This window comes from Bacteroides sp. MSB163, from assembly GCF_036416795.1.
In the GTDB taxonomy this organism is placed as follows: domain Bacteria; phylum Bacteroidota; class Bacteroidia; order Bacteroidales; family Bacteroidaceae; genus Bacteroides; species Bacteroides maternus.
In genome coordinates this window covers 320,609-336,265 of sequence record NZ_CP143867.1, presented here as the reverse complement: position 1 = coordinate 336,265, position 15,657 = coordinate 320,609, and the positions used below count along the sequence as shown (strand labels likewise).

The 15,657-nt window shown below is 44.9% G+C and carries 12 protein-coding genes and 1 riboswitch; of the genes, 7 read left to right on the top strand and 5 right to left on the bottom strand.

Annotated elements, in window-relative coordinates:
* Positions 1-8: 8 nt before the first annotated feature.
* Positions 9-1,379, bottom strand: a complete 1,371-nt coding sequence (locus VYM24_RS01185) for a glycoside hydrolase family 28 protein (RefSeq protein ID WP_330941264.1) — start codon at positions 1,377-1,379, stop codon at positions 9-11.
* Between the two features lie 159 nt (positions 1,380-1,538).
* Here VYM24_RS01185 and VYM24_RS01180 point away from each other — a divergent pair, with 159 nt between their 5' ends.
* From VYM24_RS01180 to VYM24_RS01170, 3 genes are read left to right on the top strand one after another with little or no spacing between them, the layout of a single operon-like run.
* Positions 1,539-2,594 carry a Gfo/Idh/MocA family oxidoreductase gene (locus VYM24_RS01180; RefSeq protein ID WP_330941263.1) on the top strand — a complete coding sequence of 352 codons (1,056 nt, stop codon included), beginning with the start codon at positions 1,539-1,541 and terminating at the stop codon, positions 2,592-2,594.
* An 8-nt stretch (positions 2,595-2,602) separates the two neighbouring features.
* Positions 2,603-3,421, top strand: coding sequence for a bifunctional hydroxymethylpyrimidine kinase/phosphomethylpyrimidine kinase (gene thiD / locus VYM24_RS01175; protein WP_330941262.1), 819 nt, complete (start codon positions 2,603-2,605; stop codon positions 3,419-3,421).
* A 4-nt stretch (positions 3,422-3,425) separates the two neighbouring features.
* Complete coding sequence (locus tag VYM24_RS01170; protein ID WP_330941261.1) at positions 3,426-4,028, top strand: thiamine phosphate synthase; 603 nt, start codon at positions 3,426-3,428, stop codon at positions 4,026-4,028.
* A 156-nt stretch (positions 4,029-4,184) separates the two neighbouring features.
* Here the strand turns inward: VYM24_RS01170 and VYM24_RS01165 are convergent, their stop codons facing one another.
* The 4 genes from VYM24_RS01165 to VYM24_RS01150 form a co-directional block, all read right to left on the bottom strand.
* Positions 4,185-4,958 carry a sulfide-dependent adenosine diphosphate thiazole synthase gene (locus VYM24_RS01165; RefSeq protein WP_299097045.1) on the bottom strand — a complete coding sequence of 258 codons (774 nt, stop codon included), beginning with the start codon at positions 4,956-4,958 and terminating at the stop codon, positions 4,185-4,187.
* Between the two features lie 42 nt (positions 4,959-5,000).
* Positions 5,001-6,692: a phosphomethylpyrimidine synthase ThiC gene (thiC, locus tag VYM24_RS01160; RefSeq protein WP_299097047.1), complete on the bottom strand. Its 1,692-nt coding sequence runs from the start codon at positions 6,690-6,692 to the stop codon at positions 5,001-5,003.
* A gap of 17 nt (positions 6,693-6,709) precedes the next feature.
* Entirely contained in the window at positions 6,710-7,330 is a 621-nt protein-coding gene (locus tag VYM24_RS01155; RefSeq protein ID WP_299097049.1) for a thiamine phosphate synthase, read from the bottom strand.
* Positions 7,331-7,389: 59 nt separating this feature from the next.
* Positions 7,390-7,484: riboswitch (TPP riboswitch) on the bottom strand.
* Between the two features lie 54 nt (positions 7,485-7,538).
* Complete coding sequence (locus VYM24_RS01150) at positions 7,539-8,390, bottom strand: exodeoxyribonuclease X C-terminal domain-containing protein (RefSeq protein ID WP_299097051.1); 852 nt, start codon at positions 8,388-8,390, stop codon at positions 7,539-7,541.
* A gap of 165 nt (positions 8,391-8,555) precedes the next feature.
* On the opposite strand from VYM24_RS01150, the gene VYM24_RS01145 reads away from it, so the two are divergent.
* The 4 genes from VYM24_RS01145 to xyn10D/fae1 all read left to right on the top strand — a co-directional run bounded on the left by VYM24_RS01145 (position 8,556) and on the right by xyn10D/fae1 (position 15,546).
* Positions 8,556-9,644 carry a tetratricopeptide repeat protein gene (locus VYM24_RS01145; protein WP_330941260.1) on the top strand — a complete coding sequence of 363 codons (1,089 nt, stop codon included), beginning with the start codon at positions 8,556-8,558 and terminating at the stop codon, positions 9,642-9,644.
* A gap of 142 nt (positions 9,645-9,786) precedes the next feature.
* Positions 9,787-12,921, top strand: a complete 3,135-nt coding sequence (locus tag VYM24_RS01140) for a glycosyltransferase family 117 protein (protein ID WP_330941259.1) — start codon at positions 9,787-9,789, stop codon at positions 12,919-12,921.
* A gap of 14 nt (positions 12,922-12,935) precedes the next feature.
* Complete coding sequence (locus VYM24_RS01135; protein WP_330941258.1) at positions 12,936-13,184, top strand: DUF3098 domain-containing protein; 249 nt, start codon at positions 12,936-12,938, stop codon at positions 13,182-13,184.
* A gap of 211 nt (positions 13,185-13,395) precedes the next feature.
* Complete coding sequence (gene xyn10D/fae1 / locus VYM24_RS01130) at positions 13,396-15,546, top strand: bifunctional endo-1,4-beta-xylanase/feruloyl esterase (protein WP_330941257.1); 2,151 nt, start codon at positions 13,396-13,398, stop codon at positions 15,544-15,546.
* Positions 15,547-15,657 lie beyond the last annotated feature (111 nt).

Sequence of the window (15,657 nt, the reverse complement as noted above, 5' to 3'; positions counted from 1 at the left end):
TTCTGCTGTTAATCAGTTTGCTCAGTGGAAGTAATCTGCCTTCCGTTCACCTCTACGTTTTCGAGTGTTAAGTTCACCACATTATCCATCTGTATGGCTTTCGGTGCCTGTTTTACCTTTATGTTCCGCAGGGTGATATTATAAAGTTTAGCTTCCGGCAATCCGTTTGCCATGAGTGCTACGCTGTCCACGCGGTTGCAGGTTACATCTTCTATGCAGATATTGCGGAAGAGTGTCGGATGATTTCCACCGCGGTATCCGTGGTAATTCGTACGGAAATTAATCACTCCCCACAGGCAGACGTCCGCTTCTATCCGGCGCATGTTCAGGTTTTCAAAGTATCCGCCACGGTCCAGATTTGATTTGAAGTAAATACCGTTGCGGCAACTGTCTATCTTGCAATCCTCGATAAAAATGTTCCGTACGCCACCGGACATTTCACTACCGACGGTAATGGCCCACCGGGCGAAGTGGCAGTTGCGGATAATCACATTTTCCGTGGCTTGGCCGATGCGCCAGCCGTCCTGGTCGCGTCCTGATTTTATGGCGATACCATCATCTCCCACATTGAAGTCCATGTTCTCAATCAGTACGTTCGTACTTGATTCCGGGTCACAACCATCGTTGTTGTAGTTGTTACTGTCTATATATACATTGCGTACGGTGACATTGTCGCAGAATACAGGATGGATAATCCAGAACGGAGAATCGTAGATCTGTACATCTTCTACAAGTACATTCTTGCAGCCGTAGAATTGTATCATGCATGGGCGCAGGTAATATCCCTCTCCGAATACGCGTTCGTATACCGGGATGGAATCGATACCCATCTGGCGCAAGCGATCCAGGGCGGGACCTTGCAGGGCGTGCCAACCATTGAAGGTTACAGTTCCGTTACCGTCAATCGTGCCTTTGCCGGTCAGGGCGACATTGGTGCACTGGTAGGCATAGATGAAAGGGGAGTAGTTGAAACATTCCGTTCCTTCCCATTTGGTCAATACCATGGGGAGATAGTCAGAGGCCACGGTTGAGAATTCCAGACGTGCGCCTTCCGCAACGTGCAGGTTTACGTTACTTTTCAGCAGGATGGCGCCTTTGCTGAAATAGTTTCCGGCAGGGATGAGAACGGTGCCGCCACCATTTGTATTACATTGATTGATGGCTTCCAATATGGCAGGTCGGCTGTCAAAACTCGTATCGCTTTTTGCCCCGTAGGCAGTTACGTCATATATACTGTCCGGAAAAGTTGGCGGAACAATGTTCTTCAGGATTTCGGGGACTTTTGCCCATTCACCGGATTCTTTGCGGGTAGTTGCAGTACCGCTACATGCTGCCCACAGAATGGGAAGCAGACAGGATAAAAAAGCTAATTTCTTCATGGTATTCAATCTAAATAATGCATGTGGCAAAAATACCTGTTTCCAGTCGAAGTATATAGGCAGAATTGATTTTTGGATTGGAGATTTTGATATTATCGTTGCTTCATGAAGCAAATAATGATAAATTCATTAGTTTTGCCGAAAGAAAAAATGAAAGATATGGATAAGATAAGAACCGGATTGGCTGCCTTTGGAATGTCGGGACAAGTGTTTCATGCTCCTTTTATTTCCACAAATCCTCATTTTGAGTTGACTGCTGTCACTGAGCGTAGTAAAGAATTGTCACGGGCGAAGTATCCGCAATCCCGTATTGTGCGTAGTTTTGATGAGTTGATAGGAATGGAAGAACTGGAGTTAGTGGTAGTGAACACCCCTGACAGCTCCCATTACGAATATGCCCGTCGTGCTCTCGAAGCCGGAAAACATGTTATCGTAGAAAAACCTTTCACCACTACTGTAGAGGAAGGTGAAGAACTCGTAGCCCTTGCTGCGGAAAAAGAACTGACCTTAAGTGTTTACCAGAATCGTCGTTGGGATTGTGATTTCCTGACTGTGAAAGAAATATTGGCTCAGGGATTGTTAGGCCGTCTGGTAGAATTTGAATCAACCTTTCCCCGCTACCGGAATTTCATCAAGCCGAACACCTGGAAAGAAACCGGCGAGAATGGTGGTGGCCTGACTTATAATTTGGGTGCCCATGTCATCGACCAGGCTGTTCAACTGTTTGGCATGCCCGAAGCTGTATTTGCTGATATTGCAACTTTGCGTACCGGTGGTAAAGTAGATGATTATTTTATCATCCATTTGATGAAATCTGCCCGGATGCCGGAAGTGAAAATCACCCTGAAAGCCAGCTACCTGATGTGTGAGAATGAGCCTCGCTTTGTTCTTCATGGAACGGAAGGCTCTTATGTGAAGTATGGTTTTGATCCTCAGGAAGCGGATTTGACTAAAGGTATGTTGCCGGATACCCCGCATTGGGGAGAAGAGGATGAATCCCAATGGGGAGTGCTCCATACGGAAAAAGATGGTAATGTGGTGCGGAAACCTTATCCGACCCTTCCCGGAAACTACGCTGCTTTTTATGAGAATATTTATCAGCATATCCGGAATGGAGAAGTGTTGCAAAGTGATGCGTGCGGAGTGCTTGGTGTTATCCGCCTGATTGAGGCGGCATGGGAGAGTAGTCGTACAGGAAATGTTATAAAGTTGTAACTTGGTTTATGGATAAGAAAGCAATCGTCCTTTCCGTTGCCGGTTCCGACAGTTCCGGTGGCGCGGGTATACAGGCAGATATAAAAGCTATCTCGGCACTTGGAGGTTATGCAGCTACTGCTATCACAGCTATTACAGTGCAGAATACATTGGGTGTGCAAGCTGTTCATCCTGTTGCGGCAGAGCTGGTAGGCCAACAGATGCAGGCCGTGATGGAAGACTTGCAACCGGATGCCATTAAAATAGGTATGACCGGAAACGTAGAAATTATCCATGAAATAGTACGGATACTGCGTCGCTATTCTCCCCGGAAAGTGGTTTTCGATCCGGTGATGGTTTCTACCAGCGGGCATAGCCTGATGACGGATGAAGCATTGGAAGCCATTCGTACTAAGTTGATTCCGAAAGTAACTCTCGTAACTCCTAATCTGCACGAAACAGAAGTATTGTTGCAACAACCGGTTCAGACGATTGATGAAATGGAGGATGCCGCATGCCGGTTATTCGAAAAATATCACTGTGCTTTTCTTATTAAAGGAGGTCATCTGACCGGTCATGAAATGTGCGATGTACTTTATGACGGAAAAGAACTGAATATCTTTGGTGGCAGGCGCATTCATTCCGCCAACCTGCATGGTACGGGATGTACGCTTTCGTCCGCCATTGCCACTTTTCTAGCGCAAGGATCATCCTTGTATGAAGCAGTGGAGCAGGCTAAAGAATACATTTCCTGTGCTATTGAAGCCGGGAAGAATTTACGTATAGGGCAGGGGAATGGTCCTTTGTGGCATTTTCCGTTTCCGACATATCCGGTAAATGAAGGATAGAAAAATGAAACTGATTATTATCACCTCTCCGGATTTTATTCCGGATGAGGTACGCGTCGTCACTGAGTTATTTAAAGCCGGACTGGACTTGCTGCATGTACGCAAACCGGATGCGGATGTTCGTGCGGTAGAAAATCTGCTGCAAGGTATTGCTCTGGAATATAGAACCCGGATTGTCATTCATGATTTCTTTTCTTTGAAAGATAAGTATCTTCTAGGCGGAATTCACTTGAATTCCCGTCATCCGGAGGCACCTGCGAATTATGAGGGAATACTGAGTCGTGCCTGCCATAGCTTGGAAGAAGTGGAAAGTACAGTTTCCCTGTTCAATTATGTGCTTATGAGTCCTGTTTACGATAGCATTTCCAAACAGGGATATCGCTCGGGATATTCAAAGGATGAGTTGAAACAAGCACAGGAAAGCGGAGTCATCCATGAAAAAGTAGTAGCTTTAGGCGGAATAAGTGAGATGAACCTTGCGGAAATAAAGTCTCTTGGCTTTGGCGGCGCAGCGCTATTAGGAGATATCTGGAACCGTTACCATACGTGGAAAGATGCCGAAGCGTTGCTTGCTCATTTCAGGAGGCTGAAAAAGATTGCAGGATAAGTCTATACAAGAGTATGCTGAAAATCACCACATATTACACTGATTTTTGCAGATTACAAATATAGAGAATCAATCGTTTCCCCTTTTATCTGTGCAAATTCGTGTAATATGTGGTGAACAAATTGCCTACCTTGGTAAATAGTGGCTTCTGAGAAGTTACTTCTTCAGTTTCGCGATAATTTCCTCAGCTACCTTTTTACCGGACATCAACATTCCTCCAAAGATCGGTCCCATACGCGGAGTGCCCGAAACGGCGGAAGCAGCCATACCGCAAACATAGAGTCCCGGATAGATTTCCTTCGTGCCGTTTACAACCTCTTCCTCTCCTGCAATTACATCCAGTGAACGTTCACCAATTACACCACCGGTTTCGGTAGCCAGGCGACTGCCATTCTTGCGGGCTACGGTAGCGGCTATTTCGCTGTCATGGCCTGTTCCGTCTATTACTATCTTTGCAAGGATGTTCAGCGGATCCACGTGCATGCCTTCGCGCAATACGGGAGTCCAGTTTACCACTACTCCGCTTACCGTATTATTCTTGAAGATGACATCTTCTACGGAATAGCAGTTGAATATGGTGGCTCCGGCATGTACGGCATGATAAAGCAATGCAGAGGTACTCTCTACGGAGTCCATCACATATAAGCCGTCCTCATATTTCTCGTGGTTGATATTGAATTCCTTTACAATGTCAATCGCTTCTTCCTGAATCACAATCTGGTTGAACATCATGGCACCGCCCCACATTCCGCCGCCGGGAGCAAGCTTACGGTCGAACTGCGCTACTTTCAACCCGGCCTTTGCCAGATAATAAGCGGCTACTATGCCCGACGGACCACCACCTACAATGGCGACGTCCAGATCAAGATTTCTCTCTAATTTCTCAAAATAGGTACTGATGATACCTTTGGATACTTTTGTTTCAATCATTTTCTTATAAGTTTAAAAAGTAATATGTTGCAAGCTACGAGCTCATTCATTGCAATCCTTCAACTGCTGACTGATGCGCATGGCACAGAAGTTGGGCCCGCACATGGTGCAATACCTCCCGTTCAGGTGGTTGGCTTCCTTGTAATATTGCAAGGCGCGTTCCGGATCAAGACTCAGATTGAACTGGTCCTTCCAGCGGAATTCATAGCGGGCTTTGCTTAAGGCATCGTCGCGTACTTCGGCACCCGGATGGCCTTTGGCAAGGTCTGCGGCGTGTGCGGCGATTTTGTAAGTTACCACTCCTACGCGTACATCTTCTTTCTGCGGTAATGCAAGATGTTCTTTGGGTGTCACATAGCAAAGCATCGCTGTTCCGTACCAACCGATTTGTGCTGCGCCAATGGCACTTGTGATGTGATCATATCCCGGTGCAATATCTGTAACCAGCGGACCGAGAGTATAGAACGGTGCTCCGTGGCATTTCTCAATCTGCCGGTCCATATTTTCCCTAATCTTATGCATGGGTACGTGTCCCGGACCTTCGATGAATGCCTGTACATTTTTTGCCCAGGCGCGTTCTACCAGTTCTCCCATCGTATCCAGTTCCGCAAACTGTGCCCGATCGTTCGCATCGCGGATAGCTCCCGGACGCAAACCGTCACCTAATGAAAGTGCCACATCATATTGTGCGCATATATCGCATATATCATCGAAATGCTCATACAGGAAACTCTCTTTCTGATGGATTTTACACCATTGGGAGATAATGCTTCCTCCCCGGCTCACCATCCCGCAAAGGCGGTCATTGGCATAATGAATATTCTTCAGTCGGATGCCACAGTGGATTGTAAAATAATCCACCCCTTGTTCGCACTGTTCAATCAGTGTATCCTTAAATAGCTCCCAGGTAAGGTCTTCCGCCTTCCCGTGTACTTTCTCCATTGCCTGATACATGGGAACCGTACCTACCGGAACAGGACAATTCCGGATAATCCATTCCCGTGTCTCGTGAATATTCTCTCCTGTAGATAAGTCCATCAGCGTATCTCCACCCCATTTGCAACTCCAGACGGCCTTTTCCACTTCTTCTTCAATCGTGGAAGAGGTAGCTGAATTTCCGATGTTCGTATTAATCTTTACGAGGAACTTCGAACCGATAATCATGGGTTCTGCTTCAGGATGGTTGATGTTGGCGGGTAAGGCGGCACGTCCTGCCGCAATTTCATCACGCACAAACTCCGGTGTGATGTAAGTTTCTATACCCAACTCTTGGCAGTTCATATTCTCACGGATGGCTACATATTCCATTTCAGGTGTTATGATACCCTGTTTGGCATAGTACATCTGCGTAATCTGCTTGCCTGCTTTGGCACGATAGGGCAAGGTGATATGATCAAAACGCAGAGAGTCAAGACTTTTGTCTGCCAGACGCATCTTGCCATATTCGGAGCTGATTTCCGACAATCGCTCTACATCCCGCTCCTGTATCCACGGTTCGCGGAGGCGGGGCAGACCTTTCTTTAAATCTACCTTCTGTTCCGGATCACTGTATGCGCCGCTTGTATCATATATGTAGACGGGCGCATTCTCCGTCATAACTTTTTTCCCGTTTTCCACTACTACGGTAGGGGTAAGGTTCACTTTGCGCATCCCAACTTTCAGATAAGGATGGAGTTGCCCCTGCATATAGACTTTCTCGGATTCGGGATAAGTAATTTTTGTTTTATCTTCCATGGTTCACTAATTGATTGCTATTGGGTCAGTCGTATAATTGTTTCCATTTCACGTACCGGATTCTCAGCTTTTAGAATACTGCCGCTCAATGCTATTCCGCTCAGTCCTGATGCTTTCAGGGATGGGATGTCCTCACGTGTGATTCCACCGATGGCAACGACAGGAATTGTTATTCCTTCTTCGTGCATTTGCGTCAGGATGGAATGATAACCGTCCAGCGCCAGAATGGGTGATAACTTTTGTTTGGTAGTTGTGAAGCGGAAAGGGCCGCAACCGATGTAGTCGGCGCCATCAGCGGCATGTTGCCGGATGTCCTCGAATGTGTTGGCTGTTCCGCCAATAATGAAATCTTTGCCCAGCCTTTCCCTTGCTTCTTTTATCGGCATATCCAGTTTTCCTAAGTGGACACCGTCCGCGCCAATCTGTTTCACCAGTTCCACGTGGTCATCAATGATGAACGTGGCTCCGTATTGGCGGCAGAGTTCCTGCACTTGCATGGCTGTGGCTTTCAGTTCTTCTGAAGAAGCATCCTTCATCCGAAGCTGAACCCAGCGGCATCCCCCTTCAAGGGCTATGCGTGCGGAGTCCGAATAAGAAATGGATGCCGTAAAATGCGTAATGAATTGTACGTCAAACATTCAAACTCTGAATTTAGAAATTATACTTACAGAAAGGGATAGTAGTATAAACGAATAGTAGAATATAGAAAGAAAATTCCCTTCGACGGTACTAACCGTATCAGGTTCATTGGGTATAATCTCAGCTATTTTTATAGCACCCCCTTTTCTGCCGGTAAAGTAAGGACGAATGTTTTTAATAGGAATAATACCGCTCTATCTTTTAAGTTTATTTAAACTTGACATAATTGAGGCGGGTGTATTGTTTGTTTCCCGAAGTAAAGGTACAAGAGATGCGTGCCGAAGCAATATATACCGATTCTCCGGGCTTGAAAGCGTGCTCCGTAGCAGGTACCTGACAAGATTCCCGGCTTGCCGTACGCGAGCTGGTCCTGAAAGTGACGAGATTGCCGATAGGGTCTTCCAAGGTAAGTATCTGCCGGACATAGAAATAAGGAGTCGTTCCTTTCACGGTGGTTTTGTAAGGATCGTCTTCCAGTCGGACACGGAGCACTTTCAGTGTCAGTTCTTTCACTTTATCTCCTTCTTTCCCCAGAAAACGGCTGGTAGAGTATTTCTGATGCGCCTGTCGCTTCTGAATATCCAGATGGACGGAATGATATACTTGTGCTATTTGTACGAAGCGTTCCTGTTTAGGTATACGTGGAGTAAACTTATAAGCAATCCAACTCACATATGCCGGATCGATACGGAAGATTTCGTGCAGGAAATGTCCATGATACTTTCCGAAAGAGATAATGTCGTCTCCCTTACTCTGCATGCGTTTGGCGTTGTATTCTACCAACAGAATGCAACGTGGAGAATAATAACAGAGGCTGCTTGCCGTTCGCAGACTTTCATGGATGTCTGTGGAAAGGTCTTGGACGTAAAAGATGGACTGTCGTTCGGGAAGAGGGGAATACACCCATAGGGAGTAGCGGGGAGATTCCGGACGGGGCAGTACAACCAGATAAGCACCTGCCTCTTTGTAAGAGGTTCTTCCCTGATTGTATTCGTTTAGTTTCTTGTACAACAGTTCTTGTTCAGCTTCTGATATACCAGGAAGAATCGGATTTGCCATAAGCTCTGAGTTATTTACTCAAATATATGATTTTTCGGGCAAATAATCAAGTTTTGTATGGAAAAGTTTAGGAAGAACTCATAGATATAAAGAAATATTCGCTACTCTAACAATAATCTTATAAATTTGTCGCATATTTGTATGCAGAGATTAAAAATTGGGAATATGAGTAATCTTCGAATTTTATTGTATGTATTTATCCTTTCTTTGGTTGCATGTCATCCGGAGGGGACTAATGTGAAACAAGGATTGGACAAAGCCGCCCAATTAATAGAGCAAGATCCGGATACGGCATCCATTATTCTTGAAACTATTCGGATGAACCAAATGAATGAGGCGCAACTTGTAGAATATAATTTGCTTTGTACTCAATTCAATGAAGATAAGAATATACCTCATTCTTCTGATAATCAGATTCGTCAGGCCGTATCTTATTATGAGCAATATGGAAATGAACTTCAAAAGTCGAGAGCCTATTATTATCTGGCATGCGTAGAGAGTGATTTGAATCAGGAAAAAGATGCCGAAGCTCATTTCAAAGAAGCAATAAAATTAGCTGCACATGCAGAAGAATATGAGCAAATGACTAAGATTTGCAAGAGATGTAGCCTGTATTATCAGAAATATAAAAACTTTGACGAGGCGCTGGAAATGGAAAGAAAAGCATACGCCAGCCAGTTGATGCTGATTGATAGTAAAGATAACTCTACTGTCATTCTATCTTCTGCCTTAGGCTTGTTAGGTGTTATGTCTCTCTTGCTCGGATTACTTTGGAAGAAACATTTGTCTGTACATTCGCAACTGGATACCTTTAAGGAAGAAATGCATATGAAAGAGGTTGAATCTGACAAACTGGTGATGCAATGTAATTATCTCGAAGAAAAATATCAATCTCTCCAACAACATATTTATGAGAGTTCTCCGGTTGTCTCAAAAGTCCGTCAGCTGAAGGAACGAACGGCTTTATCTTCTAAAATATCTTTTTTCTCTGAGAAAGACTGGACAGAACTTTTGCGACTTCAGGAAAGTGTTTACGGACTTGTATCCAAATTGAGAGAGATAAGTCCGAAACTTACGGAAGAGGATTTAAGGGTATGTGCTTTTTTACGCGAAGGCGTTCAGCCCGCTTGTTTTGCTGATTTAATGAAACTGACTGTTGAGACTCTGACCCGGAGAATTTCCAGGATAAAAACGGAGAAACTGATGTTGGCAAACTCTAAAAAATCGTTGGAAGATATTGTAAAATCATTGTAGGTCTGAATTTGTCTGTAATTGGTAATGTGATATTGTTGGTTATCAGTTGACTATCTCTTCGGGATGTCCGTGCTCGTCCGGTAAATTTCTTCTCTTTTATAGGCCTGTTCTATAACTTTGCAAACAAAAAAGTTATAGAACAATGAGCAACTTATTATTTAAAAAGTGGAATGATTTTAGTGGGTGGATTGTCTTTGTGATAGCAGCTTTTGTATATGGAATGACGATTGAACCTACTGTCAGTTTTTGGGACTGTCCCGAATTTATCTCGTGTGCCGAAAAGTTACAAGTGGGGCATCCACCGGGGGCGCCTTTCTATATGCTTGTTGGAAACTTGTTTACTCAGTTTGCTTCCGACCCGTCACAAGTGTCCTGGATGGTTAATTTTCTGAATGCGTTGCTGAGTGCCGGTTGTATCTTATTTCTTTTCTGGAGTATCACCCGGTTACTAAGATTCCTGATAATAAATGATGGGCAGAATTTATCAACGGCGGATGTTATCATCATTTTGGGGGCAGGCTTTGTTGGAGCCTTGGCATATACATTCAGTGACACATTCTGGTTCAGTGCGGTAGAAGGTGAAGTCTATGCCTTTTCTTCTTTCCTTACGGCACTGGTATTTTGGATGATTCTTCGCTGGCAAGATGAATCGGATTCGGTATATGGCGACCGTTGGCTTATCCTGATAGCTTATATCATCGGGCTGTCAATCGGAGTGCATTTGCTTAATTTGCTCTGTATCCCGGCCATTGTGTTGGTTTTCTATTATCAGAAATATCGGACGATATCGCTTAAAGGAGTAGCTGCGGCAATTGCCATATCAGGTCTTCTCATTATATTTATTCTTTTTGTTTATATTCCGGGCATGGCTGACATAGGAGGCTGGTTCGAGTTGCTTTTTGTCAATGTATTCGGGCTTCCTTTCCACACAGGGCTGATAAGCTTTTTAGCTTTAACATTTTTCGTACTGGCGGGAGCCATTTATCGTTTCCGAAAACGTATGTTGCATACTTCTTTATGGTGCTTGCTTATGCTCACCGTAGGCTATACCACCTATGCGGTGATACTGATTCGTGCCAACGCCAATACTCCGCTTAATGAGAATGCGCCGGACAATATTTTTACGCTCAAAAGTTATCTGAACCGCGAGCAGTATGAAAGTGCTCCTCTGCTTTATGGAAAAACCTACGCTTCCGAACCGGAATATGTGCCCGAGGGTGACTATTACAGAGTAAAAACCACAAAGGGGAGTGCTGTATATCGCCCGGATAAAGAAGAAGGCAAATATAAAATAATCCGGCATAAAGAAGATGTGTGCTACACTCAGAATATGCTGTTTCCCCGGATGTGGAGTGAGCGCATGGCTTCTTCTTACAAAAATTGGACAGGAGGAAACGAGGCCACTCCCACACAAAAAGAAAACCTGACTTATTTCATTACCTATCAACTCAACTATATGTATTGGCGCTATTTCTTGTGGAACTTTGTAGGACGGCAGAACGATGTGCAAGGAAGTGGCGAACCGGAACATGGGAACTGGATAACAGGAATTTCATGGTTGGATAATTTAAGATTGGGAGACCAGAGCTTGTTGCCGGAATCCCTGCGCCAGAACAAAGGGCACAATGTATTTTATGGATTGCCACTATTATTAGGACTGTTCGGTATCTATTGGCAATGGAACCGCAGTAAGAAAGGCAAACAACAATTTAGTGTACTGTTTTTCCTCTTCTTTATGACAGGACTGGCTATTGTGCTTTATCTGAATCAAACACCCGGTCAGCCGCGCGAACGGGACTATGCATACGCCGGTTCGTTCTATGCTTTTGCTATCTGGATAGGGATAGGTGCTGCCGGATTGTGTGATGCGCTTCGCCGGAAAACGACTTCTACGGTACAAGTCAGTGTATTAATGACAATCTGTTTATTGATTCCGGTGCAAATGGCCACTCAGACGTGGGATGACCATGACCGGAGTGCCCGTTTCACTTGTCGCGACTTTGGGGCTAACTATCTGATGACTCTTCCCGATGCGGGAAATCCGATTATCTTTTGTAACGGGGATAATGATACTTTCCCATTGTGGTATAATCAGGATACGGAGGAAGTGCGCAGGGATGCACGTGTCTGTAACCTGAGTTACGCGCAGACAGATTGGTATATTTATCAGCAGCAATGTCCGTTGTATGATGCTCCCGGACTGCCTATAAGTTGGAATAAGAATCAGTATCAGGAAGGTAAAAACGAATATGTGGTCGTACGCCCGGAACTGAAAAAACAAATAGAGGAATTGTACCGGAAACATCCGGAGGAAGCACGTGACAGCTTTGGAGAAGACCCGTTTGAAGTAAAAAATATCTTGAAATATTGGATATTCTCAGAGAGACAGGAATTTAATGTAATTCCTACGGATACGATAAATATCCACATTGATAAGGATGCGCTGCTCCGTTCGGGAATCATGCTTCCTGAAGCAATCCGGCGTTTGAAAGGGGAAGAACTGAAAGATGCGATACCGGACAAACTTTATATTCCTTTAAAAGATATACGTATGCTGAACAAAGTAGATTTACTGATGCTGGAGATACTGGCTAACTGTAATTGGGAACGTCCGCTTTACCTTGCAATCTCCGTAGGGAGTGTTAGTAAACTGAAGTTTGACAATTACTTTGTGCAGGAAGGATTAGCATTCCGCTTTACACCTTTTGACTATAAGAAGTGGGGGGATGCCGACGAAAACAGGCTTTATGCAGTAGATGTGGAAAGGCTTTATGACAATGTAATGAACAGATATAAATATGGCGGGCTGAATACTCCGGGACTCTATCTGGATGAAACAACCCTGCGTACGTGTTGGTATCATCGCAGGCTTTTCGCGCAACTGGCTAAAGAACTAATAATACAAGGAGACCCTGCGCGTGCAAAGAAAGTACTTGCCTATGCGGAACAGGCTGTTCCGGGATATAATGTTCCCGAAACGTATGAAAGCGGTTCTTATAGCATAGCAACAGCCTATGCCGCATTGGGCGAAAAGATGAAAGCGATAACACTGACAGAGCATTTGATAGCCGAAGCGGAAGATTATATCAACTGGGCTTTTTCATTAAAGGGGAACCGTATGGAAATGGTCCACAACGATTGTATCTATAAATTTTGGCAATGGAGCCAATGCAATGAACTCCTGAAGAAGGTCGATGAAAAGAGATATAAAGAGAGTAACAGTCGGTTTGAAGATAAATATGCACTATTTGCTCCAAACATGAGTTACAAGAACTAAAAATAAAACAGAATATGGGATTGAAAATAATGAAGCGGAAAGAGAAAGAAACGGTATTTGGCAGGAGAAATTATGTGATTCTGCTAATTGGTTCGGTCATAATCATAGTGGGATATCTGTTCATGAGCGGCGAGGGGAGTACCTCCGCCGCCTACAACCCTGATATATTCAGTGGATTGCGTATAAGGGTAGCTCCCATCGTATGCCTGACAGGGTATTTGATTAATATATTCGGTATCCTGTACCGAACCGGACGGAATTAATTATTTTCACTATCCGTCATCCTGAACGTAGTATAAATTAATTAGGGTGATGTACTTATCAGCTACAATACACATTTTTATTAAAAGAAGTAACATAAGCGAAAGAACTTGTAACACAGATATGAGGATCCTCTCTAAAAAAAGCATTCTTTTGTAGCCATTTCCAATTAGTAAGCGATATGCAATGAAAAACCTTTTAATTAATTATCAAATGAAACACTTATTCAAATTTTCCTTTTGTGCATTGGCGATTGCCATGAACGTGAATATCGGGTTTGCACAAAACAGCGAAACGGGACTGAAGGATGCCTATAAGGATTACTTCTCAATCGGTGTGGCTGTGAATATGCGTAACATCGCAAATCCCGAACAGATTGCCATCATCAAAAAAGACTTCAACAGTATTACGGCGGAAAACGACATGAAGCCCCAACCCACCGAGCCCGCCAACGGAAAGTTCAACTGGGAGAATGCCGACAAAATCGCCGACTTCTGCCGCACCAACGGAATCAAGCTCCGCGGACACTGCTTGATGTGGCATGCGCAAATAGGAGAGTGGATGTACCGTGACGATAAAGGAGAACTGGTATCCAAAGAAACCTTGTACAAAAACATGAAACAGCATATCACCGCCATTGTGCAGCGCTATAAAGATATCATTTATGCCTGGGATGTGGTGAATGAAGCCATCTCTGACGGAGGTTGGCAGGGCGGACGCAGAGGCGAGGGACAGAAACCGAGTCCCTACCGTAATTCAGCCCTCTACCAGATAGCGGGTGACGAGTTCATTAAGAAGGCCTTCATTTATGCCCGGGAGGCCGATCCCGATGTCCTCCTTTTCTATAATGACTACAATGCCGCCGATCCAGCCAAGCGCGATCGCATTTACAATATGGTGAAATCAATGAAGGAAGAAGGCGTGCCCATTGATGGTATCGGCATGCAGGGACACTATAATATCTACGGTCCGAGTATGGAAGATGTAGATGCCGCTCTTACCAAATACTCCACCATCGTGAAGCACATCCACATTACCGAGCTGGACATTCGCGCCAACGAGGAAATGGGAGGTCAACTCAACTTCAGCCGTGACGGCGCCGATATCAGTCAGGTGGTGAAAACACTTCAGGAAGACCAGTACACACGCCTCTTCCGGGTGCTTCGCAAGCATAAGGACGTGGTAGACAACGTCACCTTTTGGAATCTCTCCGATCATGATTCATGGCTTGGCGCACGTAACTATCCGTTGCCATACGATGAAAACTACAAGGCGAAACGCGTCTACAACCTCATTAAAGACTTTGATCCTGCATTAGACAATGCCGTGGTGAAAGAAGATTTCCGCCCTTCCGTTCTCAATCAGCCCGGACAGCAGTATCCGATGGTCAACTCGCAGGGATACGCCCGTTTCCGTGTGGTGGCTCCTCAAGCTAAGTCCGTCATTGTCAGCCTCGGACTGGGCGGCCGTGGCGGTACGGTGCTTCGTAAAGATAAAGAAGGCGTATGGACAGGTACTACGGATGGTCCCATGGATGAGGGATTCCATTATTACCATCTGACTATAGACGGTGGTGTGTTCAATGACCCGGGCGCCAAGAATTATTACGGCTCTTGCCGATGGGAAAGCGGTATTGAGATTCCGGCTCATGATGAGGATTTCTATGCCATGAAGCAAGTGCCCCATGGAAATGTTCAACAGGTTTATTTTTATTCCAAGAGTACGGATACCCATCGTCGTGCATTTGTTTATACACCGCCTGCTTATGGAAAGGATAAGAAGAAATATCCGGTTCTCTATCTACAACACGGATGGGGAGAAGATGAGACGGCATGGTCCAACCAGGGACATGCGAATCTGATTATGGATAACCTGATTGCCGAAGGCAAGATTGAACCGTTCATCATCGTAATGACGTATGGCATGACGAATGATGTGAAATTCGGACGTATCAGAGAATTTACGGCCAAGGAGTTTGAAACGGTATTGGTGGACGAACTGATACCTTATATCGATAGCAATTTCCGTACGCAGGCCGACAAGAAGCACCGCGCAATGGCGGGACTATCGATGGGCGGCTTTGAGACGAAACTGATTACCCTGCGCCGTCCGGAGGTATTCAATTACTATGGACTGTTGAGCGGTGGTACCTATACGCCGGGAGACATCAAGGATAAAAAGCAGGTGGAATCCATCTTTATCAGTTGTGGAAGTAAGGAAAATCCTGCCGGCGTGACCAAAGCTGTGGATGAGCTTAAGGCTGCCGGATTCAATGCAACCTCTTTCGTATCTCCTGATACGGCTCACGAATTCCTGACTTGGCGCAGAAGCCTGTATCACATGGTGCAATTGCTTTTCAAGTAGGAACAGAATTGTTGAAACTGTTTTTATCCCGTTCAACATTTAGATGCGGAATTTCACGGATTTTCTTTTGTTTGTTGCGTGAAATTCCGCGTAATTAAATTATAAAAGTAT

Bases quoted from the DNA above. Each gene is read 5' to 3' on its own strand.
- VYM24_RS01185 (WP_330941264.1), bottom strand. From the start codon at position 1,379: ATGAAGAAATTAGCTTTTTTATCCTGTCTGCTTCCCATTCTGTGGGCA.
- VYM24_RS01180 (WP_330941263.1), top strand. From the start codon at position 1,539: ATGGATAAGATAAGAACCGGATTGGCTGCCTTTGGAATGTCGGGACAA.
- thiD (WP_330941262.1), top strand. From the start codon at position 2,603: ATGGATAAGAAAGCAATCGTCCTTTCCGTTGCCGGTTCCGACAGTTCC.
- VYM24_RS01170 (WP_330941261.1), top strand. From the start codon at position 3,426: ATGAAACTGATTATTATCACCTCTCCGGATTTTATTCCGGATGAGGTA.
- VYM24_RS01165 (WP_299097045.1), bottom strand. From the start codon at position 4,958: ATGATTGAAACAAAAGTATCCAAAGGTATCATCAGTACCTATTTTGAG.
- thiC (WP_299097047.1), bottom strand. From the start codon at position 6,692: ATGGAAGATAAAACAAAAATTACTTATCCCGAATCCGAGAAAGTCTAT.
- VYM24_RS01155 (WP_299097049.1), bottom strand. From the start codon at position 7,330: ATGTTTGACGTACAATTCATTACGCATTTTACGGCATCCATTTCTTAT.
- VYM24_RS01150 (WP_299097051.1), bottom strand. From the start codon at position 8,390: ATGGCAAATCCGATTCTTCCTGGTATATCAGAAGCTGAACAAGAACTG.
- VYM24_RS01145 (WP_330941260.1), top strand. From the start codon at position 8,556: ATGAGTAATCTTCGAATTTTATTGTATGTATTTATCCTTTCTTTGGTT.
- VYM24_RS01140 (WP_330941259.1), top strand. From the start codon at position 9,787: ATGAGCAACTTATTATTTAAAAAGTGGAATGATTTTAGTGGGTGGATT.
- VYM24_RS01135 (WP_330941258.1), top strand. From the start codon at position 12,936: ATGGGATTGAAAATAATGAAGCGGAAAGAGAAAGAAACGGTATTTGGC.
- xyn10D/fae1 (WP_330941257.1), top strand. From the start codon at position 13,396: ATGAAACACTTATTCAAATTTTCCTTTTGTGCATTGGCGATTGCCATG.